The organism is Micromonospora sp. WMMA2032, assembly GCF_002688545.1.
GTDB lineage: Bacteria > Actinomycetota > Actinomycetes > Mycobacteriales > Micromonosporaceae > Micromonospora > Micromonospora sediminicola.
This window is the reverse complement of record NZ_CP024052.1, coordinates 5,952,502-5,975,670: the sequence shown is the minus strand read 5'-3', so window position 1 is coordinate 5,975,670 and position 23,169 is coordinate 5,952,502. Positions and strand designations below refer to the sequence as shown.

The following is a 23,169-nucleotide window of genomic DNA, read 5'->3' as shown; positions in this document are numbered from 1 at the left end:
GGGCCCGTCCCCCGGCCGAGCGGCGTGAGCCGGCGGGAAGCCGGTGGGACGGCGGCGCGCCGCGCCGCGATGCCGCCGCGTACCCCGAGACCCACCGCCAGGCGCCCGAGAGCGGGCGCCCCCGCACCGAGCCCGACCGGTACGGCCCTCCCCGCCCCGCCGCCGACCAGCGGTGGGACGGGCAGCGCCCGCCCGCCGACCGGGCCCGTTCCCACCAGGGCGAGTGGCCGGTCGTCGAGCCGCGTCCACGGGTCGAGCCCGCCGCCTACCGGCCCGACGAGCGGCACCGCCCGCCGGTGGCCCGCCCGACGCCGCCCGGATACCCGGTCCAGCCCGTCGACGGCGCACGCCCCGACGGTCGCCGCCCCGACCAGCCCGGCGCCGGCCGCCCCGAACCGCGGGACGTCCGGCCGCCCGCCGTGGACGCCCGTCCCGGTCAGGCCACCCCGCGTCCGGAACCACGCGATGCGCGACCGCCCGCCGTGGAAGGCCGCCCCGACCCGGCCGGCACCCGCGCGGAGCCGCGCGACCCTCGGTCCCCCGCCGTGGACGCCCGCCCCGGTCAGCCCGGCACCCGCCCGGAGCCGCGCGACCCTCGGTCCCCGGCCGTGGACGTCCGCGCCGGTCAGCCCGGCACCCGCCCGGAGGCGCGGGATTCTCGGCCGCCGGCCGCCTCGGGCCGGCCCGGGTCCGGCCGACCGCAGCCGGAGCAGGACGGCAGACGGTCCGACGTCGCCGCGAGCGCCGAGTACCGGCCCCGGTCCGAGCAGTGGACGGCACGGCCGGACGGGCATCCGTCGACCCGTGTCCCCGACGCCCGGGGTGCGGCTCCGGTCGAGCCCGCCGCTCGCACCCGCCCCGACGACGCCCGACCCCGGCCCGCCGCGGTACGACCGGACGGGATCACGCCGACGGCAGCACCGGTCCGCCCCGGCGAGGGACCGACCGTGCCCGGCGCCGAGAACGTGCCGGCACGTCCCGTACCGCCGGCGCGTCCGGAGGACCCGCACCGGTCGGAGGGACCGGGACGCTACGACGAGACCCGCCGTCCAGCCGCCGCTGAGCCCGACCGGCGGGTGGCCGCCGGCCCGACGCCGGCCGCGCCCGTCCGTGACACGCCCGGAACCGGACCCGTGCCGTCGATCCCCCGCCCCGGGGAGCCGGCCGCGCCGTCGATCCCCCGCCCCGGCGAGCCGGCCGCGCCGACGGACGCCGGCAGGTCCGCACCGCTGACGAACGGGTCCGGCGAGCCTGTCCCACCGGCAGCGCCGACCCGGCACGCGGATCGCCCGGACCCGCGCCCGACCGCCCGGCCGGGCCCGACCCAGGCCCCGCCGGCCCGCCCGGCACCGCCCGTCTACCCAGGCCCCTCGTCGACCCCGGCCGTCGGAAGCGGCGCGCCCCTGTCCGCACCGACCGGACCCACCGAGGCTCACCCGCGTCAGACCGTCCCGACACCACCCGCCGACCGCCGCCCGGAGACAGCGACCCCACCCGCCCCCCGAGCGCCTGGCGGGCCGCAGCCGGGTACGGATCAGCGGCCCGAGGAGGGCCCGGTCACCGGGGCGCGCACCGACACGACCCACAGCACGGTCACCGGGGCCGGGACCGACGCCACCCACCGCACAGTCGCCGGGGCCGGGACCGGGACCGGGACGACCCGAGGCCCGGTCACCGAGGCCGGATCCGATACGACCCACAGCACGATCACCAAGGCCGGGACCGACACCGCCTCGGGACCGGAGCGGGGACCGGCCACCGGCCCCCAGGTCGGCACGACCGACCGTCCCGGCTCCGCGACGGCGTCCGAGCCGCGCGCCGCCGCCGACCTTCCGCCCGGCCCGGAAACACGGCCGACCCCGCCGACCCCGCCGATGGACAACGGTCAACCTCCGACCGGCACGAACGCCGACCGGGTCGAGGAGCGGCCGGGCCGAGCGCAGGACGGCCGAGCGGTCGAGGAACGGCCGGAACGGGCCGGCAGCGGGCATTCCCCGGCGGGGGCAGGTCCCGCACCGCAGGCTGCGGGCGCGGGCGCGGAAGCCTGGTTCCGACCGAACCGACCGACGGCCACCGGGGACCGGGACGCGGGTACGCGACCTGCGGACCAGGACGCGACGGTCGCCGGGTCAACCCCGGCCGAGTCGGGCCCCGCGGACAGCGCCGACCGTCCCGGAGCCGACCGACTGGTCGAGGCCGACACCCACCATGCCGCGGAGCCGGCGGGCCTCCCGCACTCCGGCGACCGCTACAGCGGGGTCACCGTCACCGGCGTCATCCGGGAGGCCGACCAGCCGGTGACCGCCGCGACGAGGCCGGCCACCCCCGCGCAGTCGGGCCGCCCCATGCACCCGGCCGACCCCGGGCACCCGGCCGACCTCATGACGCCCGCCGGCTCCCCGAACCCGGCCGACCCCGGGCACCCGGACAACCTCGCCAAGCCCACCGACTCCCCGAACCCGGCCGACCTCGGTCACCCGGCCGGGCCCGCCGGCTCCGTGAACCTGGCCGAAGCGACGAAGCCGGCCGACTCCGTACCGCCGCCCGCTCTCGCGCAGCCCGTCACTTCCGTGGAGCCGGTCGACCTCGCGGAGCCGGCTGCCCCGTCCACCTCCACCGGCCGGGCCGGAGCAGCCGGCCCGGCCCCCGCCGCGGAGGCAACACCGGAGATCTTGGAAGATTCCGGCCCCCATGAGGGCCCTTTCCTTCCAAGATCTCGCGCGGGTGAGGAGGCGGGGGCGGAGGGGCGGCTGGTCGGCCTCCGTGGAGCGGTCGAGTCGGGGGCCGCCACCGGTGGAGCGGGCGAATCCGGCGTCGACGCCCGTGATCTCGTGGCGTCCGTCGACACGGCCGGGCGCACCGGATCGGCGACGTCCGGCGGTACCGCGAACGGGGTGGACCGGGCCATCGCACCGGCCCACCCGGGGCAGGCCGCGACCGAGCAGGCCGCCGAGTTGCTCGCCGCGACGGCGGACACCGCGACGGAACGGGCCGCAACGGACGGGGCCCTTGCGGAGCGGGCGAGCGCCGAGGACACCGGCCCGGAACCGAGCGTCACGGACTCGCCCGTCAGCGAGGCGGGCGTCCCGCAACCTCCGAAACCGAACGCCGCCGGGGTGGCAGCCGCCGTACCGGACTCCGCGACCACGGTCGAGGCCCTGCGGACCGACGCGTCCCGGCCCGGCGTGGAGCCACGGCCGCCGACATCCGGGCCCGGCACGCCGAGCCCCACCGGGTATGACGGGACGACGACCGAACCGGTCCTCGGCGATGGGCCGCGCGTCACCTCCGCACCACCCGCTCCGGCGTCGGCACCCTCGCCGTCGCCAGCGGGCCCGGCGCCGACGCCCGCCTCGTTGGCCTCGGCCGGTGCCACCCGTTCCGAGAGCACCGACGCCCCCACAGCACCCATCGGCACCACCACGAACCAGAACGCCCCGACAGCGCCGACCAACACCACCACGAAACACGACACCCCGACGACACCGGCCAGCACCACCGCAGGCCAGGACACCCCGGCAACAGCGCCCGGCACCACCGCGAAGCAGAGCGACACCTCGACCGACGGGACCGACGCCGGCGCGGGGCGGAGCGACACCTCGACCGACGGGACCGACGCCGGCGCGGACCGGGGCGCGACCACGGCCGAGGTCGGCACCGCCGGGGCCTCGGCGCGTACCGAGGACGACGCGGTGAGCGGCGCGCCCGGCGGTGAGCCGGACGGGGTCCCGGCGGAGCCGGTGCGGGGCGACGCGGCGGCGGGTGAGGGACCGACCGTCGACGCCGGCTCGGGCGGGGCGGCGGATTCGGGTGCCCGGGAGGCGGGACCGGAGGCCGGGGCGTCCGCTCCCGAGCCGGAGCCGCCGGTCGACCCGGAGCAGGCACTGGCCGCCGTGGGGTGGCGGCTGCACCCGGGGACGCTGCGCGAGGAGGCCCCCGACCCGGACGAGTTGCGGCGGATCCGGGACGGTCTCACCGGCAAGCTCGACACCGCGTTGGACAACCGCAGCCGGGCCCGGCTGCTCAGCCTCCGGTCGGTGGCGTCCCGGGTCCTCGGGGACCTGGACGACGCGGTCGCCGACGCGCGGCTCGCCCTCACGTACGCGGAGGCCACCGGTGAGTTGCGGCGGACCGCGCTGGCCCGCGCCCGCCTCGCCGAGGTGCTGCGCTGGCGTGCGGAGCACGCGGAGGCCGACCGGCTCTTCGCCGAGGCCAACTCGCCGGAGCTGCCCGACCGGCTGCGCGCGTTGCTGCACGAGCACGCCGGGCGTTCCTGCTTCGACCAGGGCCGGCTGACCGAGGCGTGCCTGCACTTCGAGCGGGCGCTGGACCTGCGGCAGGGCGAGGACGGGCCGCTCAACGCGCGTACCGTGGTCGCGCTGGACGCGGTGGCCGAGCGGGCCGCGGACGGCGGCTTCGGTCCGGCGCCGCGCAGCCGGGAGGAGATCCTGGGCACGCCGCGCTACCCGGTGCCGACGTTCGACGAGGAGCAGCAGCTCTGGGGGTACGCGGACGCCGACGGCGAGCTGGTCGTCGCCTACCGGTACGCGGAGGCCCAGCCGTTCCACGAGGGGCTGGCCTGGGTGCGTCGGCCGGAGGCGTCCCGCTGGGCGCTCATCGACGGCACCGGCGCGGCGCTGATCGAGGCGAACAACGGCTACCGGGCGGTGGGCCCGTTCTCCGAGGGACTGTCCTGGGTGTCCATGGACGGCAAGGGCCGGTGGATGGCCGTCGACCAGATGAACATCGTGAAGATCCCACCCGGGTACGAGGAGGCCCGGCCGTTCCGCAACGGGCTGGCGGCGGTCCGGCAGAACGGCGGCTGGGGTGCGGTGGACCGGACCGGGGCGGTGGTGGTGCCGACCCGCTACCACGGTCTGGGCACGTCGCTGGCCGACGGCCGGCACCTGGACGGCTTCACCTCCGACGGTCTGGCCGTGGTCGAGCTGGCCGGCCGCCGGGGCGTGGTGGACCGGGGCGGCCGGGTGGTGGTGGCGCCCGCGTACCCGACGCTGGTGGTGCACCCGGTGGCGTTCCTGGTCACCACCGAGTCGGGGCGGTGGGGCGCGTTGGACCGGCGCGGTGAGCCGCTGATCGATCCGGTGCACCGGGCCCGCGCGGAGGTCGCCGCCGAGATCGACCGGCTGCTCACCGACGCCAGCCCGGTGCTCTGACCCGGTCTCACGCCGTCGGCGGGGACCCCAGCAGCTCGATGCCGTTGCGGGCGGCGGCGTGCCCGAGCGCGGCCGGGTCGACCGGGCCGGGGTCGGGCAGCCGGCGTTCCGGCGCGGGTACGCCGGCCTCGGCGGCGAACCGCTCGAACCCGGCGGGTGTGGTGATCTGGAGCGCGCGCAGCGGCTCGTCGGGGCCGACCACGAAGCTGTGCGCGATCCCCACCGGCAGCAGGACGAAGTCCCCGGGGCCGGCGGTGAGGCTCTGCCCGTCGCAGTGGAACCGGGCGGTGCCGGAGAGCACGTAGAACATCTCGTCCTCGACCTGGTGGCGGTGCAGCGGCGGGGCGAAGCCGGGCGGGTTGACGAACTCGGCGACGGTGAGCCGGTCCCGGGTGTGCCGGCCACCTGCCTTCACGGTGCACAGGCTGCCGAGGAACCAGTGGGCCTCGCCGTCGTCGGGGCCGAGCAGGTAGGGGCGGATGGACATGGGGGCCTCCCGGCTTTCCGATGGACAGGCGGATATTCGATAGCCAGCAGTCTGGTGAATATACGGTTAGTATCGCGACGTCATGGCTGGAGTCAAGGACGGAAAGCGCCCCTACCGCTCCCCGGTGCGCGAGGAGAACGCCCGCCGCACCCGGCAGGCGGTGGTGCGGGCCGCGACCGAGCTGTTCGTCGCACGCGGATACGCGGCGACGTCGCTGGCCGACGTGGCGGCCGAGGCCGGCGTCGCCCGGCCCACCGTGTTCGCCGCGTTCGGGTCCAAGGCCGCGCTGCTGCGGCAGGTGCTCGACGAGGCGCTCGCCGGGGACGACGAGCCGGTGCCGGTGGCCCGGCGTCAGTGGTTCCAACCGGTTTGGGAGGCGCCCGACCAGGGCGGGGTGCTCGACGCGTACGCCGGGGTCTGCACGCTCATCGGCCACCGCGCGGCCGGCGCGTTCGAGACCGTGCGCCGGGCCGCGGACGAGGCGCCGGAGGCGGCCGAGCTGTGGGAGACCCTGCTGCGCAACCGCCGGGCGGGCGCCCGGATGGTGGTCGACCGGCTGCTCACCCTGGACGGACCGCTGCGGCCGGACACCGACACCGAGCGTGCCGTGGACGGCCTGTGGTTCTACAACGACCCGGCGCACTACGCGGCGCTGGTGCACCGGTGCGGGTGGACCGAGGAGAGCTTCCGCCGGTGGCTCGGCGCCCGGATGCGGGACGCGCTGCTGCCGGCGTGAACGCCGCGCGGCACCGGCCGGCGGGCCGGACTAGGGTCGGAAGCATGGAATTCCGACACCTGGGCCGCTCCGGCCTGATGGTCAGCGAGATCTCGTACGGCAACTGGATCACCCACGGCTCGCAGGTCGAGGAGGAGGCCGCCGTCGCGTGCGTGCGGGCCGCCCTCGACAGCGGCATCACCACGTTCGACACCGCCGACGTCTACGCCGGCACCCGCGCCGAGTCGGTGCTCGGCCGCGCGCTCAAGGGCGAGCGTCGCGAGGGCCTGGAGATCTTCACCAAGGTGTACTGGCCGACCGGCCCGGGCCGCAACGACCGGGGCCTGTCCCGCAAGCACATCATGGAGTCGATCGACGGCTCGCTGCGCCGCCTGCAGACCGACCACGTCGACCTCTACCAGGCCCACCGCTACGACTACAGCACCCCGCTGGAGGAGACGATGGAGGCCTTCGCCGACGTCGTGCGCTCCGGCAAGGCGCACTACATCGGCGTCTCGGAGTGGAAGGCGTCGCAGCTGCGCGAGGCCCACGCGCTCGCCCGTGAGCTGCGCATCCCGCTGATCTCCAACCAGCCGCAGTACTCGATGCTGTGGCGGGTCATCGAGACCGAGGTCGTCCCGGCCAGCGAGGAGCTGGGCATCGGCCAGATCGTCTGGTCGCCGATGGCCCAGGGCGTGCTCTCCGGCAAGTACCTGCCGGGTCAGCCGCCGCCGGCCGGCTCGCGCGCCACCGACGAGAAGTCCGGCGCCGACTTCATCGCCAAGTGGCTCACCGACGACGTGCTCACCCGGGTGCAGAAGCTCAAGCCCCTGGCCGAGCAGGCCGGGCTGACCATGCCGCAGCTCGCCATCGCCTGGGTGTTGCAGAACCCGAACGTCGCCTCCGCCATCATCGGCGCGTCCCGGCCCGAGCAGGTGCACGACAACGTCAAGGCGGCCGGCGTGAAGCTCGACGCCGAGCTGCTCAAGGCGATCGACGAGATCGTCGAGCCGGTCACCGAGCGGGACCCGGCGCAGACCGAGAGCCCGGCCCAGCGTCCGTGACGCCCGGTCCCGGGCCGGCGGTCACCGTCGGCCCGGGACGGCGCGTCAGCCCTGCCAGAAGCGGATCAGGTAGAACCCGAGCTGGTACAGCTCCCGGGGCAGGCCGAGCGCCTCGCCGACGGCGAAGACCCCGCCGAAGAACACCCGGTTGATCTGCGGGCTCCACAGCAGCGCGAAGAGCAGGATGAATCCGTACGGGGCGAACAGGTCGTACATCCGCCGGTAGGCGGGGCTGAGCCAGGGCTGGAGCATGTTGCCGCCGTCCAGGCCCGGCACCGGCAGCAGGTTGAGCACGCTGGCGGTGAGCTGGAGGAACGCGAGCAGCCCGACGCCGGCCCAGAACTCCAGCGGCCCGCCCAGGTCGGGCCCCCAGGTCAGCGCCGCCACCAGCACCAGCGTGAACAGCACGTTGGTGGCCGGCCCGGCCAGGCTGACCAGGGAGTGCCGCAGCCGGCCGGGAATGGCGTGCCGGTCCACCCAGACCGCCCCGCCGGGCAGGCCGATGCCGCCGAGCAGCACCACGACCACCGGCAGCACGATCGACAGCAGCGGGCTGGTGTACTTCAGCGGGTTGAGCGTCAGGTAGCCGCGGTGCGCGATGTCCCGGTCGCCGGCCCGGTAGGCGATCACGGCGTGGGCGTACTCGTGCAGGCAGAGCGACACCAGCCAGCCCGACACCACGAAGAGGAACACGTCGAACCGGACGTTGCCGTACCGGTTCCAGGTCATCACCCCGGCGGCCACGAAGAGCGCGACCAGCGCCAGGAAGATCGGGCTGGGCCGGAACGCCGCCCGGGGGACCCCGAGCACCAGCGGGTCGCCCGGGCGGTCGTAGCCGGTCATTCGGCCGGGGGCTGCAGGCTCATCCGGTATTCCACCCGGTCGTCCTCGACCAGTGAGACGGTGGTGACGCCGGACGTCGCGAGCTCCCGCCAGGTCTGGCCGATCCAGGACTCGGCGTCCGCCTGATTCGGGAACGACTCAGCCGGCCCGTCGACCGCTTCGCCGTTCGTGCCCTCGTACCGCCAGCTCCACGCCATGCCGCGTCTCCCCTCGCCGCCGTCGCCCCGTGGGACGCCAAACCCCCGCAAGCCTAGTCGGCCCGCCGCGCGACGGCCCGCCGCCACATGGATCATGCCGGTCGCCGGCCGGTACGGTGTCGCGGTGCTGACTTCGGGAGTGGTGCTCAGCGAGCGGTACCGGCTGGACGAACGCGTCGCCACCGGCGGCATGGGCGCCGTGTGGAGGTGCACCGACACGCTCCTGGACCGGGCCGTCGCGGTGAAGGTGCTGCTGCCGTCGCTGGTCGCGGACCCGGAGTTCACCACCCGGTTCCACGCCGAGGCCCGGATGCTGGCCGCGCTGCGCCACCCCGGCATCGTGCAGGTGCACGACTTCGGCTCGGCCGTGCTCGCCGACGGCAGCCAGGTCAGCTACCTGGTGATGGAGTACGTCGACGGCCAGCCGCTGTCGAGCTGGGTGCGGCAGGCCGGCCGGCTCGACCCGGCGTCCACCATGTCGGTGGTGGGGCAGGCCGCGCAGGCGCTGCACGCCGCCCACCTCGCCGGCATCGTGCACCGCGACGTGAAGCCGGGCAACCTGCTGGTGAAGCGGGACGGCACGGTGGTGCTCGTCGACTTCGGCATCGCCCGGGCCAGCACCATGGCCGGCATCACCGCCGCCCACATGGTGCTCGGCACCGCCTCGTACATGTCCCCGGAGCAGGCCGCCGGCCAGCCCGTCTCGCCGGTCACCGACGTGTACGCGCTCGGCGCGGTGGCGTACTTCTGCCTGGCCGGCCGCCCGCCCTTCGACGGCGACAACCCGCTGCAGGTGGCGATGCGGCACGTGCAGGACGAGCCGCCGCCGCTGCCGCCGACCACGCCCCCGGCGGTGGTCGAGGTGGTCCGACGCGCGCTGGCGAAGAGCCCACGCGACCGCTTCCCGACCGGGCTGGCCCTGGCCGAGGGCGCGCGGGACGCCCGGGACGCCACGCTGGCCGTCGTGCCGGTCCCGCCGCGCCCGCCGTGGGCGGTGAGCGGCCCCGCCGAACCGGGCCCGGCGTCCGCGCCGGCCGATCTCCCGAGCCCGGCGTCCGCGCCGACCGGCCCCCCGAACCCGGCGTCCGCGCCGACCGGCCTCCCGGGCCGGGGTACGGGCGGCGCGTTCCCGTCGCCCCGAGCGGGCGACCCGTACCCGAGGTCCGGCCCGGGTGGCCCCTCGTCGGCGGGGTCGGACCAGGGGCCGGCGACGCGGGAGGAGCCGGCGCGACGCGGGCGGCGGGCGGTGGCGCTGGCCGGCGTGGCCGGTGTGGTCCTGGTCGCGGTGCTGGTCGCGGTGGCCGTGACGGCGGTGCGCTCCCCCGACGAGCCGGGTCCGGGGCCCGGCCCGACCGCGGTGGCCGGGGAGTCGGCGGTCGCCGATCCGGTGGCGCCGACGACGGCCGACGCCGCCCCGGTGACGCCGAGCCCGAGCCGTGCGGGGCGGCCCGGCCGGTCCCCGTCGGCCACGCCGAGCCGCACCGCCGCGCCACCGAGCGAACCGGCGCCGAGCACCGGCGCCCCCGCCCCGACGAGCGGCCCGCCGGCGGCGCCGAAGGCGAACCCGTACACCGCGACGCAGGTGTGCGGCAGCGGCTACCAGGTGATCGACTCGGCCACGTTGACCGCCGGCGGGATCCGGCAGGGACGGGTCTACCTGCTCTACCGCGCCGCGTCCGGCACCAACTGCGTGGTGACGCTCAAGGACGCCGACGTCGGCCGGGTCACCACGGTGACCACGTACCTGGAGGTCCAGGGCAGGGCCCGGCAGACCCAGAGCGGCGGCTACCAGTACTACGCCGGCCCGGTCCGGGCCACCGCCGCCGGCGTCTGCGTGAAGTGGGGCGGCTCCACCCCCGGAGCCACCTACGCGAGCCCCTTCGAACACTGCGACTGACCCCGCGCCCGCGATCGTGCGGTTGCCGCCCCGACAGAACCACCATTTCCGGCATCCCGAGGGCCGCAACCGCAAGATCGACGCGGGGAGGGGGCGGGGAGGGGCGGGGTGCGGGCGGGAGAACTAAGGTACGGGCATGTCCGTTGACGGGTGGCACACCCTCCTCGTGCTCGGCGGTATCCGCTCCGGCAAGTCCGAGTTCGCCGAGTCACTGGTCGCCGACGCGCCCACGGTCCGATACGTGGCCACCGCCCCCGCCGGGGAGCCGGAGGACACCGAGTGGGCGGGCCGCCTCGCGGCGCACCGCGCCCGCCGGCCGGGGAGCTGGACCACCGAGGAGACCGCGGCGGATCCGGGCCGGCTGGCCGAGCTGATCACCGCCGCCGGCCCGAACGACACCGTGCTCGTGGACGACCTCGGCGGCTGGGTCACCGTGCTGCTCGACCCGGCCCACCAGCCGGCCGACGACACCGCCACCGTCGCCGAGCTGGCCGCCGCGGTCCGCGCGAGCCAGGCGCGGCTGGTGCTGGTCAGCCCGGAGGTCGGCCTGTCGCTGGTGCCCACCACGCCGCTGGGCCGGGCGTTCACCGACGCGCTGGGCGCGACCAACCGGGCGGTCGCCGACGCCTGCGACGCGGTCGCGCTCGTGGTGGCCGGCCAGACCGCCTGGCTCAAGCCGCCCACCCCGGCCGCCGCCGCCCCGGCGACGCCCGGGTCCACCCCGGCGGCGCGGCCGGCGGCACCGGGAAGCCGCGGAGCCACGCCGGCGGAACCGGCGACCGGCCCGGGAACGGCCGAGTCCCGCCCGGCCGACCGGCCCTGGGCGCCGTCCACCGCCTCCACGCCGGACCCGGGCGGTCGGGCCGTGCCGGACGTGGCGCTGCCCGAGGTGCTCACCCCGACCGCCGCGCCGGTGCCCACCCCGGGGCAGGGCGGGACGTCCGGCGCGGGCGACTGGGCGGCCCCCACCATGGCATTGCCGATGATCGCCACCGGGCTGGTCATCCAGCCCGGCATGGAACTGCCGATGCCGGACGACTACACCGGCCCGCAGGCGGTCGACCGGCTCGCCACGCTCGACGTCCCCGGCGCCGGGCTCGGCGTGCTGGAGCAGGTGGTCGGCTTCGCCGCCGCCACCCAGGGCACCGCCACCCCGCGCCCGTGGGACGCCGTCCGGGTGCTGCTGCTGCACGGCGACCACGACGGCGGCGCATCGGCCGGGGCGGCGCCCGGCGAGTCGGCCCGCCGCGCCCGGCAGGCCCGCGCCGGGCGGGGCGCGCTGGCCCGGCTGGCCGCCGAGAACGGCGCCAGCCTCCAGGTCGTCGAGGCACCCACCTCGGCGCCGTTCGAGGACGGTCCGGCGCTCCCCGCCGACCAGGTGGAGGCGGCGCTGCGCTACGGCTGGCGCCTGGCCGAGCAGGCCGCCGACGCCGGCGTACAACTGCTGGTGCTGGCGGCGTGCGGGGCCGGCGCCGAGGCGGCGGCCGCCGCGGTGCTGGCGGCCACGGCCGGCGCGGAACCGCCGGCCGTGCTCGGCCGGGTGGTGAACGAGCAGGGCGAGATCGACGACGCGGCCTGGATGGTCCGCTGCGCGGCCGTCCGGGACGCGCTGCACCGCACCCGGCGCTCGCCCCGCGAGGCGCACGACATCCTGTCCGAGCTGGGCGGCGGCGACATCGCGATGGCCACCGGCGTGCTGCTCGGCGCCACCGCCCGACGGGTCCCGGTGCTGCTGGACGGCCCCGTCGGCACCGCCGCCGGGATGGTCAGCCGCGACCTGGCCGGGCAGGCCCGGCACTGGTGCCTGCTGCCCGACCACGGCGGCCGTCCCGGGGTGCGGCTCGCCGCCGACGTCCTCGGCCTGACGCCGCTGCTGGACCTGCGCCTCGACCTGGGCGAGGGGGCGACCGCGCTGGCCGCCCTGCCGTTGCTGCGCTCGGCGTTGACGCTGGCCGCCACCCTGCCGGTGCACCCGTCACTCGGCGGCGGCGCGGAGGACGAGAGCTTCGCGGAGCCCGAGCCGGCCGGACCGGGACCGACCACGACCGGCGCGGACGAACCGGACTTCGCCGAACCGGAGCCGGCCGGACCGGGACCGACCACGACCGGCGCGGACGAACCGGTCTTCCCCGGCCGACGTGCCGACTGAGGCCCGGCTCGCCGACGGCGTCCGGCTGGCGCTGACCACGTTCACCACCGCGCCGCTGCGCGCCGGCCCGGTCGACCGGGCCACCGCCGGCACCGCGATGGCCCTGGCCCCGGCGGTCGGCGCGCTGCTCGGCGCGCTGCTCGGCGGGGTGCTGCTGCTCGCCGGCGCCGTCACCCCGCCGCTGGTCGCCGCCGGGCTCACCGTCGGGCTGGGCGCGCTGCTCACCCGGGGCCTGCACCTGGACGGGCTGGCCGACACCGTGGACGCGCTCGGCTCCTACCGCCGTGGCGCGGCCGCTCTGAAGATCATGAAACAGCCGGACGTCGGCCCGTTCGGGGTGGTCGCGCTGGTGCTCGTCCTCCTGCTCCAGACCGCGGTGCTCGCGGAGCTGGTCGGGCGGGACGCGGTCGCGGCGCTCGCCGCGGTGGTCGCGGCCACCGCGGCCGGACGGCTGGGGGTGACGCTGGCCTGTCGCCGCGGGGTGCCGGCGGCCCGACCGGAGGGCCTGGGCGCGCTGGTGGCCGGCACCGTGGGGTGGGTGGCGCCGACCGTCGGCGCGCTCGCCGTGGCGCTGCTGGCCGCGCCCGCCGTGCCGGGCCGCCCGTGGCAGGGGCCGCTCGCCGTGCTCGGCGCGCTCGCCGTCGCGGCCGGGCTCCTGCGACACCTGGTACGCCGCTTCGGCGGGATCACCGGCGACGTCCTCGGCGCCCTCGTGGAGATCGTCACCACGCTGTCCTACCTGGGACTGGTCCTGACCGGCTGATCGCCACCCGGTCGGACGGGTAGCGTTCGGGTTGGTGCACCGGCGCGGTCGAGGGGGACGACATGCTCATCACGGACGACTTCCTGCCCGTACCGGTGCCCGAGTCGCTCGACGCGACCTATCTGGTGCCGATCGCCGGGCTGCCCCGGGTCAGCCCGAAGACCGCGGTGGAGGGTCTGGCCGGCCGGCTCGCCGAGCCGGTGCACGGGCTGGCGAAGCAGATGCTGGACAGCCCTCTGATGAGCGTGGACACGCGCACCGTCGACGAGTTCCCGGAGCTGCCGCCGGACCTGCTCAGCGCGTTCGGCGCCACCGACGAGCAGTTGGCCCGGCTGGCCGCCGCCACCCACCTGGTGGTGGTGCAGGCCGAGTACCGGCCGGGCTGGCCGCCGGCGCACGAGTGGGCGGCCCGGGCGGTGGCCGCGGCGGTCGCCGAAACGGTCGGCGGGGACGTGGTGGACGTCTTCGGGCTCCAGTTCCTCGACCCGGCGGCCGCGCTGCGCTCGCTGCCCGACGAGCACGGCCGGATCCGGCTGGTCGACTGGGTGCTGGTGCCCTACTCCTCGGACGCCGACGGGCTCTGGTTCACCACCAAGGGGCTGCGCCGGTTCGGGCTGCTGGAGTTGCAGGCCCAGGGCGTGCCGGACCACCTCACCCGGGCCTGGGGCGCGGTGATGACCGGGGCGGCCCGGCGGCTGCTGCGGGACTGGACCGACGGGCTGGCCGGCGAGGAGGTGCCGGCGTTCGTGCAGCTGCCGGTGCTGGCCACGGTGACCGGGCACGACATCGCGGTCGCGTACGGCAATCCGGAGCAGCACGGCGCGACGGCGCCGGTGCTGCTGCGGTTGGAGCTGGATCCGGCCACCGACCCGGACGCCGACTCGTTCCTGAGCCTCAACCCGCCGCCCGGGCACCCGGGCCCGCCCGGGCGCTACTTCGCCGCCGCCTGCGCGACGCTGTTCAACGGCATCCAGCCGGACGTCCGCTACACCCGCACCGGCGACGCGATGAGCCGGGCGGTGGCCACCGCCCGCGCCTCGCTCGGCGACATCCGGGCCCGGTTCCTGGCCGGCCGGCTGCCCGACGAGAGCCAGCTCGTGGTCAAGTACGGCCTGCCCGGTGACGAGGGCCCCGAGTACGTCTGGGCCGGGGTGACCTCCTGGGAGGTCCCGGAGCGGATCGTCGGCGCCAGCGCCAGCGACGCCAACACCGACCCCGGCGTGCGGATCGGCTCGCCGGTGGTGGTGGAGGCGTCGGACGTGGTCGACTGGGCCGTGCTGGACGGCACCGGCGTGCTGGAGGGCGGCTGGACGCAGGCCGTCCTCGACGCCGGCGAGCGCCTCGCCGAGGACTGACCCGCGCGGTTCAGCGGACGGACGGCTGGACGAACGGGGGCTTCGTCAGGCGCATCCGGGCCCGCCGGCCGCGGATGTCGACCTCCAGCTCCTCGCCGTCGGGCAGCTTCGGGTCCGTGGCGACCAGCGCCAGTGCGACGCCGTGCTTGAGCGTCGGGCTGAACGTGCCGCTGGTGACGACGCCGACCTGCGTGTCGCCGGCGTACACGGCCATGCCGGGACGCGGGATGGCCCGGTCGACGGCGGCGAGGCCGCGCAGCGTACGGGCCGGACCGGCGGCCTTCTCGGCGCGCAGCGCGTCCCGGCCCCAGAAGGCCGGCTTGTCCCAGCCCACCGCCCAGCCGGAACGGCCCTGCACCGGGGTGATCTCCGGGGAGAGGTCCTGCCCGTGCAGCGGGTAGCCCATCTCGGTGCGCAGCGTGTCCCGGGCGGCCAGGCCGCAGGCGCGCACGTCGTCGGCGGCGGCGAGCAGCGCGTCCCAGACCGCGACCGCGTGCTCGGCGGGCACGACCAGCTCGTAGCCCAGCTCGCCGGTGTAGCCGGTGCGGCAGACGGTCAGCTCCACGCCGGCCAGCGTGGCGGTGGAGAAGCTCATGTACTCGTGCCCGGTGGGCAGGCCGAGCCCGTCGAGCAGCTCCGCCGACCGCGGGCCCTGGACCGCGAGCACGGCGTACGCCTCGTGCTCGTCGGTGACGGTCACGCCGTCCGGCGCGGCGGCGCGCAACCGGCGGGCCACCTCGGCGGTGTTGGCCGCGTTCGGCACCAGGAAGACGTGGTCGTCGGCGTGCAGGTAGGCGATGATGTCGTCCACCACGCCGCCGGTGGCGTCGTCGCAGCAGAGCGTGTACTGCGCCTTTCCGGGCGCGATCCGGCCGAGGTCGTTGGTCAGGCAGGCGTTGACGAAGTCGGCGGCGCCCGGCCCGGTGACCCGGACCTTGCCCAGGTGCGAGACGTCGAACACGCCCACAGCGGTCCGCACCGCCGTGTGCTCCTTGAGCACGCCGCCGCCGGCGTACTCCAGCGGCATCTGCCAGCCCCCGAAGGGGGCGAACTTCGCGCCGAGCGCGGTGTGTCGCTCGTGCAGCGGGGAGCGGCGCAGCCGGGTCTCGGCGGCGTCGGAGGTCACCTCGGTCATGGGTGGCAACTTACCGGCCCGGACCGGGCTGGTTAGCATCGGCGGGATCCCGTCGACGTCCATCGGCGGGACAGCCACGCCTCCGACGGGTAGGTTGCCGCCGGAGAGACCTTCACCGCCGGTACGCGACGACGCGGCCGGCCCGGCCCGCCCGGAGTAGCTTTCGTGACATCGCCCCGCACCACCCTCAGCCTGGTCGACACCGACCCCGCCGAACTCGCCGTCGACGCGATCGTGATCGGCGTGCACAGCCAGACCACCGAGCCGGGCAGCGGCGCACCCGCCCACGCCCTGCTGCTGGCCAGCGGCGCGGAGAGCATCGCCGCCGCGTTCGACGGCAAGCTGACCGAGACGCTGGCCCTGCTCGGCGCGACCGGTGGCCCCGGCGAGGTGATCAAGCTGGCCACGCTGGGCACGGTGACCGCACCGGTGGTCGCCGCCGTCGGGCTCGGCCCGGAGCCCTCCGGCGCCGCCCCCGGGCCCGAGTCGCTGCGCCGCGCCGCCGGCGCCGCGGTCCGGGCGCTGGCCGGCGCCGCGCGCGTCGCGCTCGCCCTGCCGCTGCCCGACGACGCCGACGCGCCGGCCGCGCTGCGCGCGGTCGCCGAGGGCGCGCTGCTCGGCGGCTACCGGTTCGCCGGCTACAAGACCAAGCCGCAGCCGACCCGGCGGGAGCCGGTGGCCGAGGTGCTGGTCGCGGTGCCGGACGCGGCCGACGCGACCGCCCAGGCCGAGGTCACCCGCGCGCAGGCGGTGGCCGGCGCGGTGCGGACCAGCCGGGACTGGGTGAACACCGCGCCGAACGAGCTGCGTCCCCCGGCGTTCGCCGACGTCGTCTCCGCCGCCGCCCGCGAGGCGGGGCTGGAGGTCGAGGTGCTGGACGAGGCGGCGCTGGCCGCCGGCGGCTACGGCGGCATCCTCGCGGTCGGCCAGGGCTCGGAGGCCCCGCCGCGGCTGGTGAAGCTCACCTACACCCCCGCGGGTGGCGGCAACGGCAAGCGGGTCGCGCTCGTCGGCAAGGGCATCACGTTCGACACCGGCGGCATCTCGATCAAGCCGGCGCAGGGCATGTGGGAGATGAAGTCGGACATGGCCGGCGCGGCGGCGGTCGGCGCGGCCATGCTGGCGGTCGCGGCGCTCAAGCCGTCGGTGACGGTCACCGGTTACCTGCCGATGGCCGAGAACATGCCGTCGGGCACCAGCTACCGGCCGGGCGACGTGATCAGCATGTACAACGGCAAGAAGGTGGAGGTGCTCAACACCGACGCCGAGGGCCGGATGGTGCTGGCCGACGCCATCGCCCGGGCGTGCGAGGACGGCGCCGACTACCTGTTCGAGACGTCGACGCTGACCGGCGGCCAGGTGGTCGCGCTGGGCAAGCGGATCGCCGGCGTGATGGGCACCCCGGAGCTGTGCGAGCGGGTCCGGGTGGCCGGTGACGCGACCGGCGAGCCGGCCTGGCCGATGCCGCTGCCGGACGACGTGCGCAAGGGCATGGAGTCCGACGTCGCGGACATCTCGCAGGTCAACGCCGGGATGGACCGGGCCGGGCACATGCTGCAGGGCGGCGTGTTCCTGCGCGAGTTCGTCACCGACGACGTGGCCTGGGCGCACATCGACATCGCCGGGCCGGGCTACCACTCGGGCGAGGCGACCGGCTACTGGACCAAGGGCGGCACCGGCGTGCCGGTGCGCACCCTGCTCCACCTGGTGGACGACGTCGCCGCCAACGGCTGACGTGCAAGGAAGGGCCCCTTCTTAACGCCTGGCGTTGTAGAAGGGGCCCTTCTTAACACCTGGGCTCAGGTAGCTCAGTACAGCTCGGGCCGGCGCTTGCGGCGCTCGTTGTAGTCGCGCATCCGCTGCGGGTAGCCCATCAGCCGCACGTCGTAGATCGGGATGGCGATCTTGTGGGCCCACCGCCGGGCCTCGTCCGGGCTGCCGACCCGCCGACGGGTCCACTCGCCGTCGTCGGCGATCAGCATCACGGTGGTCTCGGTGACCGTCGTCCGCGGTTCCAGGAACGCCTCGACGCCCCGGCGGGTGCGGACGAAGTTCTCAAGGTGGTCCAGATCGGCGCGGTCGGCGGCCCGGTCGCGGCTCACCGCGGCCACCCGCTTGCGTCGTCGGAACAGCGCCACCGGACCCACTCCTCCCCCGGACGTCATCGAAGACGATGCCAAGGGTACGTGTCGCCGACGTGTCGTTGGGCACCTCGGTACGCGCTCGGTCCGTGGTGGTGACAAGATGACCGAGGTGGGGTGTGCCTGTTACTCCGCCGTAACCCCCGATGCAGTGACGCGACCTGGGAGTTGGATGTGAGCGAGCCGAACGACACGACCTTCGACATCGTCATCCTCGGAGGTGGTAGCGGCGGCTACGCGACCGCCCTGCGCGCCGTCCAGCTCGGCCTGACGGTCGCGCTGATCGAGAAGGGCAAGCTCGGCGGGACCTGCCTGCACAACGGGTGCATCCCGACCAAGGCGCTGCTGCACGCCGCCGAGATCGCCGACCAGACCCGCGAGTCCGAGCAGTTCGGCGTGAAGGCCGAGCTGGTGGGCATCGACATGGCGGCGGTCAACTCGTACAAGGACGGCGTGATCTCCCGGCTGTACAAGGGCCTTCAGGGCATGCTCAAGAGCAACAAGGCGATCACCATCGTCGAGGGCCACGGCAAGCTGGTCGGCAAGAACGTCGTCGAGGTCGACGGCAAGCGCTACACCGGCCGCAACATCGTGCTGGCCTCCGGCTCGTACGCGAAGAGCCTGCCCGGCCTGGAGGTCGACGGCGAGCGGATCATCACCAGCGACCACGCGCTGACCCTGGACCGCGTCCCGGCGTCGGCGATCGTGCTCGGCGGCGGCGTGATCGGCGTCGAGTTCGCCAGCGTCTGGAAGTCCTTCGGCGTGGACGTGACCATCGTCGAGGCGCTGCCCCGCCTGGTCGCCGCCGAGGACGAGGAGTCGTCGAAGGCGCTGGAGCGGGCGTTCCGCAAGCGGAAGATCAACTTCAAGGTCGGCAAGCCGTTCGAGAAGGTCGAGAAGACCGACAACGGCGTCAAGCTGACGATCTCCGGTGGCGACACGGTCGAGGCCGAGCTGCTGCTGGTCGCCGTGGGCCGCGGCCCGAACACCGCCAACCTCGGCTACGAGGAGCAGGGCGTCAAGATGGACCGCGGCTACGTGCTGACCGACGAGCGGTTGCGCACCAGCGTGCCGAACGTCTACGCGGTCGGCGACATCGTGCCCGGCCTCCAGCTCGCGCACCGCGGCTTCCAGCAGGGCATCTTCGTCGCCGAGGAGATCGCCGGGAAGACCCCGGCCGTGATCGACGAGGCCGGCATCCCGCGCGTCACCTACTGCGACCCGGAGCTGGCGTCGGTCGGGCTGACCGAGGCGAAGGCCAAGGAGCAGTACGGCGCCGACAAGGTCAAGACCTACAACTACAACCTGGGCGGCAACGGCAAGAGCCAGATCCTCAAGACCGCCGGCCACGTGAAGCTGGTCCGGGTGGACGACGGCCCGGTGGTCGGCGTGCACATGGTCGGCGCCCGGGTGGGTGAGCTGATCGGCGAGGCCCAGCTCATCTACAACTGGGAGGCCTACCCGGCCGAGGTGGCGCAGCTCGTGCACGCCCACCCGACCCAGAACGAGGCCCTGGGCGAGGCGCACCTGGCCCTGGCCGGCAAGCCGCTGCACGCGCACGCCTGACACGACAACCGCGGCGTCCGGCGACGGGCGATGATCCCACCAGGGGAATGAAGGAGTCTGGAGAACATGCCGGTATCGGTCACCATGCCCCGGCTCGGCGAGAGCGTCACCGAGGGCACCGTCACGCGCTGGCTCAAGCAGGAGGGTGACACCGTCGAGGTCGACGAGCCCCTGCTGGAGGTGTCGACCGACAAGGTCGACACCGAGATCCCGTCGCCCGCGGCGGGCGTGCTGAGCCGGATCGTGGTCGGCGAGGACGAGACCGCCGAGGTCGGCAGCGAGCTGGCCGTCATCGCCGGTGAGGGCGAGGACGCGGGCGCGGCTCCCACCGAGAAGGCCGAGCCGGCCACCGAGCCGACGGCCGCCGCCGAGGGCACCGGCCCGGAGCCGGAGCAGCAGGCCGAGCAGGCCGCCGCCGAGCCGGGCGCCGAGGCCGAGCAGCCGGCCGTCGAGGAGCCGGCCCAGCCCGCCGCGTCGTCGGGCGAGGGCACCCCGGTGACCATGCCGGCCCTGGGTGAGAGCGTCACCGAGGGTACGGTCACCCGCTGGCTCAAGCAGGTCGGCGAGACCGTCGAGGTGGACGAGCCGCTGCTGGAGGTCTCCACCGACAAGGTCGACACCGAGATCCCGTCGCCGGTCGCCGGCACGCTGCAGGAGATCAAGGTCGCCGAGGACGAGACCGCCGACGTCGGCGCCGTGCTGGCGATCGTCGGGGCGGCCGGCGCCGCGCCGGCCCAGCCGAAGGCGGAGCCGAAGCCCGAGCCCAAGGCGGAGGCGAAGCCCGAGCCGAAGCCGGAGCCCAAGGCCGAGCCGAAGCCGGAGCCGAAGGTCGAGGAGCCGACCCCGGGTCTGTCCTACAACGAGCCGTCCGCCGAGGCGGAGACGGCCGCGCAGCCGGCCAAGGCCGAGCAGGCCGCCCAGCCGGCCGCGCCGACCGCCACCCCGCAGCGCCCGACCGCCCCGGCCCAGGGCGGCGGCGAGGAGGCCGCCGGCTACGTGACGCCGCTGGTCCGCAAGCTCGCCGCCGAGCACGGCGTCGACCTGGGCTCGGTCAACGGCACCGGCGTGGGTGGCCGGATCCGCAAGCAGGACGTGCTGGAGGCGGCCGAGAAGGCGAAGGCCGCCACGGCCGCGCCGGCCGCCGCCGAGCCCGCCGCCGCGAAGGCGCCGGCCCAGCCGGCCGCCAAGCCGGAGCCGAGCGCCAAGCGGGGCACCACGGAGAAGCTGCCGCGGATCCGGGCCACCATCGCCAAGCGGATGCAGCAGTCGCTGCACGAGACGGCGCAGCTGACCACGGTCGTCGAGGTCGACGTCACCAAGGTCGCCAAGCTGCGGGCCCGGGCCAAGGACTCGTTCCAGGCCAAGCACGGCGTGAAGCTGTCCTTCCTGCCGTTCTTCGCCCTGGCCGCGATCGAGGCGCTGCAGACCCACCCGATCATCCAGGCCAGCATGGACCTGGAGGGCGGCACGATCACCTACCCGGCCGCCGAGCACCTGGGCATCGCGGTGGACACCGAGCGCGGCCTGCTCGTGCCGGTCATCCACAACGCCGGTGACCTCAACATGGGCGGCATCGCCAAGCGGATCGCCGACCTGGCCGAGCGCACCCGGGCCAACAAGATCACTCCGGACGAGATGGCCGGCGCGACGTTCACGCTGACCAACACCGGCAGCCGGGGCGCCCTCTTCGACACCCCGATCGTGCCGTCGCCGCAGTCGGCGATGCTCGGCACGGGTGCCGTGGTGAAGCGTCCGGTCGTGGTCAACGACCCGGAGCTGGGCGAGGTCATCGCGGTGCGGTCGATGGTCTACCTGGCCATGTCGTACGACCACCGCCTGATCGACGGCGCCGACGCCGCCCGCTTCCTGACCTCGGTCAAGGAGCGGCTGGAGGCCGGCAACTTCGAGGCCGAGCTGGGTCTCTGACGTTCGACAGCGGAGGGGCGCGCGGCGACTGCCGCGCGCCCCTCCGGCGTTTCACCTGTCAGCCGCGCAGGTGCTCCTCGGAGACCGTCCAGAGCCGCTCGGCGGACTCCGGGTCCCGGGCGTACGGGGCGTAGCCGGTGCGCGTGCCCGGCTGGTTCACGCCGGCCTCCTGACAGTCCTCGAAGTACCGGCCACCGGCGCCGGCGACCAGCGGCGAGGCCGCGACCAGCACCGAGGTGGCCGCCCCCTGCTCGGGCGTCTTCCAGTACGCCGCTCCCCCGCCGCTCTGCGCGCGCATCCGGTCCAGTTCCTCATCGCTGATGTAGCGCTGGAGGTTGGTCCGGATCGCTCCCGGCATCAGCGCGTCGACGACGATCCCGTCGTCGGCCCAGCGCCGGCTGGCCTCGACCGCGAAGAGCACGTTCGCGGTCTTGGACTGCCCGTACGCCGCCCACGGGTCGTACGGCCGCTGCCGGAAGTGGATGTCGTCGAACACCACGGGCGAGCGCAGGTGGGCCGCCGAGCTGACCGAGACGACCCGCGCGCCCCCGGCCGCGGCGAGCGCGGGGTGCAGCCCGGTGGCCAGGGCGAAGTGCCCGAGGTGGTTGGTCGCGAACTGCATCTCCCAGCCCTGCTCGGTGCGCATCTCGGGCGAGGCCATGATGCCGGCGTTGTTGACCAGCATGTGCAGCGGGCCGTCCCAGGTGCGGACGAAGGCCGCCACCGAGTCGAGGTCGGCGAGATCGAGCGGGGCGACCAGGATCCGGTCGTTACCGGTGGTGCCGGTGATGTCGGCGGCGGCGCGCTGCCCGGCGTCCGGGTTGCGGACCGCGAGGGTGACGTCCGCCCCGGCGGAGGCGAGCGCGCGGGCGGTCTCGACGCCGATCCCGGAGGCGCCGCCGGTGACGACGGCGCGCCGGCCGGTCAGGTCGAGGTCGCGGACCACCTCCAGGGCGGTGGTCTCGCGGGAGAACGGGGTGGTGACGGGAGTGCTGGTGGTCATGATCCATCCTTGTCGAGGGCGGGGCGGATCGACGTCCGCCCGCTACGATGAGAAGCGGAGGACCCTCCGTTAACACCGAGACTAACCGGAGGATCCTCCGGTTGCCAGTCCGGCCGGGTGCCCGCCCGGTCGAGCCGAGGAGGAGCCGTGCCCGACCGACCGCTGCGCGCCGACGCGCTGCGCAACCGGCAGCGACTGCTGGACGCCGCGGTCCAGGCGTTTTCCCGGGCAGGCGCCGAGGTAACGCTGGATCGGGTGGCCAAGGAGGCCGGGGTCGGCATCGGCACCCTCTACCGCCACTTCCCGACCCGGGAGGCGTTGATCGAGGCGGCCTACCGCAGTGAGCTGGCCAAGCTCTGCGACGCCGGGCCGGAACTGCTGGCGGACCGGCCCGCCGAGGCGGCGCTGCGCGCGTGGATGGACCGGTTCGTCGACTACCTCGCCACCAAGCGGGGCATGGCCGACGCGCTGCGGCTCGCCATCGCCTCCGGCGCCAACCCGTACGCGCACAGCCGGGACCGGCTGCTCGCCGCGCTGGGCGACCTGCTGGCGGCCGGCGCGGCCGAGGGCACCGTGCGCGCCGACGTGGCCGCCACCGACGTGCTCGCGAGCCTGAGCGGCGTCTCCCTGGTGGCGGGTGAGCCCGACCAGCGCGACCAGGCCGGCCGCCTGCTCGACCTGCTGATGGACGGGCTGCGTCACCGGCAGGGCTGACCGGGACCCGGTCCGCGTCGTTCCGGCCCGCCGCCGCCGG

17 protein-coding genes are annotated in these 23,169 nt (G+C 75.6%); 11 read left to right on the top strand and 6 right to left on the bottom strand.

Features of this window, described 5'->3' with window-relative positions:
- The first annotated feature begins 3,356 nt into the window (after positions 1 to 3,356).
- Positions 3,357 to 5,174 (top strand): WG repeat-containing protein, encoded by a 1,818-nt coding sequence (locus CO540_RS27795; protein WP_253866786.1) that lies wholly within the window; start codon positions 3,357 to 3,359, stop codon positions 5,172 to 5,174.
- Positions 5,175 to 5,181: 7 nt separating this feature from the next.
- Here the strand turns inward: CO540_RS27795 and CO540_RS27790 are convergent, their stop codons facing one another.
- Positions 5,182 to 5,661, bottom strand: a complete 480-nt coding sequence (locus tag CO540_RS27790) for a quercetin 2,3-dioxygenase (RefSeq protein ID WP_099164222.1) — start codon at positions 5,659 to 5,661, stop codon at positions 5,182 to 5,184.
- 82 nt (positions 5,662 to 5,743) lie between these two features.
- On the opposite strand from CO540_RS27790, the gene CO540_RS27785 reads away from it, so the two are divergent.
- Positions 5,744 to 6,397 (top strand): TetR/AcrR family transcriptional regulator, encoded by a 654-nt coding sequence (locus CO540_RS27785; protein ID WP_099164221.1) that lies wholly within the window; start codon positions 5,744 to 5,746, stop codon positions 6,395 to 6,397.
- Positions 6,398 to 6,441: 44 nt separating this feature from the next.
- Entirely contained in the window at positions 6,442 to 7,440 is a 999-nt protein-coding gene (locus tag CO540_RS27780) for an aldo/keto reductase family protein (protein WP_099164220.1), read from the top strand.
- Between the two features lie 45 nt (positions 7,441 to 7,485).
- On the opposite strand, the gene CO540_RS27775 is transcribed toward CO540_RS27780, so the two are convergent.
- Both CO540_RS27775 and CO540_RS27770 read right to left on the bottom strand, forming a co-directional pair.
- Positions 7,486 to 8,283, bottom strand: a complete 798-nt coding sequence (locus tag CO540_RS27775; protein WP_099164219.1) for a site-2 protease family protein — start codon at positions 8,281 to 8,283, stop codon at positions 7,486 to 7,488.
- Entirely contained in the window at positions 8,280 to 8,480 is a 201-nt protein-coding gene (locus tag CO540_RS27770; protein WP_091573186.1) for a hypothetical protein, read from the bottom strand. Before CO540_RS27770 ends, CO540_RS27775 begins: the two co-directional genes overlap by 4 nt.
- Before the next feature lie 124 nt (positions 8,481 to 8,604).
- Here CO540_RS27770 and CO540_RS27765 point away from each other — a divergent pair, with 124 nt between their 5' ends.
- The 4 genes from CO540_RS27765 (at position 8,605) to CO540_RS27750 (ending at position 14,644) form a co-directional block, all read left to right on the top strand.
- Positions 8,605 to 10,377 carry a serine/threonine-protein kinase gene (locus CO540_RS27765; RefSeq protein WP_099164985.1) on the top strand — a complete coding sequence of 591 codons (1,773 nt, stop codon included), beginning with the start codon at positions 8,605 to 8,607 and terminating at the stop codon, positions 10,375 to 10,377.
- A gap of 136 nt (positions 10,378 to 10,513) precedes the next feature.
- Entirely contained in the window at positions 10,514 to 12,526 is a 2,013-nt protein-coding gene (locus CO540_RS27760; protein ID WP_099164218.1) for a bifunctional adenosylcobinamide kinase/adenosylcobinamide-phosphate guanylyltransferase, read from the top strand.
- Positions 12,516 to 13,289: an adenosylcobinamide-GDP ribazoletransferase gene (locus CO540_RS27755; RefSeq protein WP_099164217.1), complete on the top strand. Its 774-nt coding sequence runs from the start codon at positions 12,516 to 12,518 to the stop codon at positions 13,287 to 13,289. Before CO540_RS27760 ends, CO540_RS27755 begins: the two co-directional genes overlap by 11 nt.
- Positions 13,290 to 13,351: 62 nt before the next feature.
- On the top strand, positions 13,352 to 14,644 hold the full coding sequence (locus CO540_RS27750) for a DUF2314 domain-containing protein (RefSeq protein WP_091573183.1): 1,293 nt from the start codon (positions 13,352 to 13,354) through the stop codon (positions 14,642 to 14,644).
- Between the two features lie 10 nt (positions 14,645 to 14,654).
- Here the strand turns inward: CO540_RS27750 and gcvT are convergent, their stop codons facing one another.
- Positions 14,655 to 15,779: a glycine cleavage system aminomethyltransferase GcvT gene (gcvT, locus tag CO540_RS27745; RefSeq protein WP_172967951.1), complete on the bottom strand. Its 1,125-nt coding sequence runs from the start codon at positions 15,777 to 15,779 to the stop codon at positions 14,655 to 14,657.
- A 165-nt stretch (positions 15,780 to 15,944) separates the two neighbouring features.
- Between gcvT and CO540_RS27740 the strand changes: the two genes are divergently transcribed.
- Complete coding sequence (locus CO540_RS27740) at positions 15,945 to 17,513, top strand: leucyl aminopeptidase (protein WP_099164216.1); 1,569 nt, start codon at positions 15,945 to 15,947, stop codon at positions 17,511 to 17,513.
- A gap of 74 nt (positions 17,514 to 17,587) precedes the next feature.
- Here the strand turns inward: CO540_RS27740 and CO540_RS27735 are convergent, their stop codons facing one another.
- Complete coding sequence (locus CO540_RS27735; RefSeq protein ID WP_099164983.1) at positions 17,588 to 17,917, bottom strand: hypothetical protein; 330 nt, start codon at positions 17,915 to 17,917, stop codon at positions 17,588 to 17,590.
- A gap of 177 nt (positions 17,918 to 18,094) precedes the next feature.
- Here CO540_RS27735 and lpdA point away from each other — a divergent pair, with 177 nt between their 5' ends.
- Together lpdA and sucB are read left to right on the top strand one after the other, a co-directional pair.
- Positions 18,095 to 19,486 (top strand): dihydrolipoyl dehydrogenase, encoded by a 1,392-nt coding sequence (lpdA, locus tag CO540_RS27730; RefSeq protein ID WP_099164215.1) that lies wholly within the window; start codon positions 18,095 to 18,097, stop codon positions 19,484 to 19,486.
- Between the two features lie 66 nt (positions 19,487 to 19,552).
- On the top strand, positions 19,553 to 21,412 hold the full coding sequence (sucB, locus tag CO540_RS27725) for a 2-oxoglutarate dehydrogenase, E2 component, dihydrolipoamide succinyltransferase (RefSeq protein ID WP_099164214.1): 1,860 nt from the start codon (positions 19,553 to 19,555) through the stop codon (positions 21,410 to 21,412).
- Between the two features lie 58 nt (positions 21,413 to 21,470).
- Here sucB and CO540_RS27720 read toward each other — a convergent pair whose 3' ends face one another.
- Positions 21,471 to 22,415: an SDR family NAD(P)-dependent oxidoreductase gene (locus CO540_RS27720; RefSeq protein ID WP_099164213.1), complete on the bottom strand. Its 945-nt coding sequence runs from the start codon at positions 22,413 to 22,415 to the stop codon at positions 21,471 to 21,473.
- Between the two features lie 147 nt (positions 22,416 to 22,562).
- On the opposite strand from CO540_RS27720, the gene CO540_RS27715 reads away from it, so the two are divergent.
- Positions 22,563 to 23,129: a TetR/AcrR family transcriptional regulator gene (locus CO540_RS27715; protein ID WP_099164212.1), complete on the top strand. Its 567-nt coding sequence runs from the start codon at positions 22,563 to 22,565 to the stop codon at positions 23,127 to 23,129.
- The last annotated feature ends 40 nt before the right edge of the window (positions 23,130 to 23,169 follow it).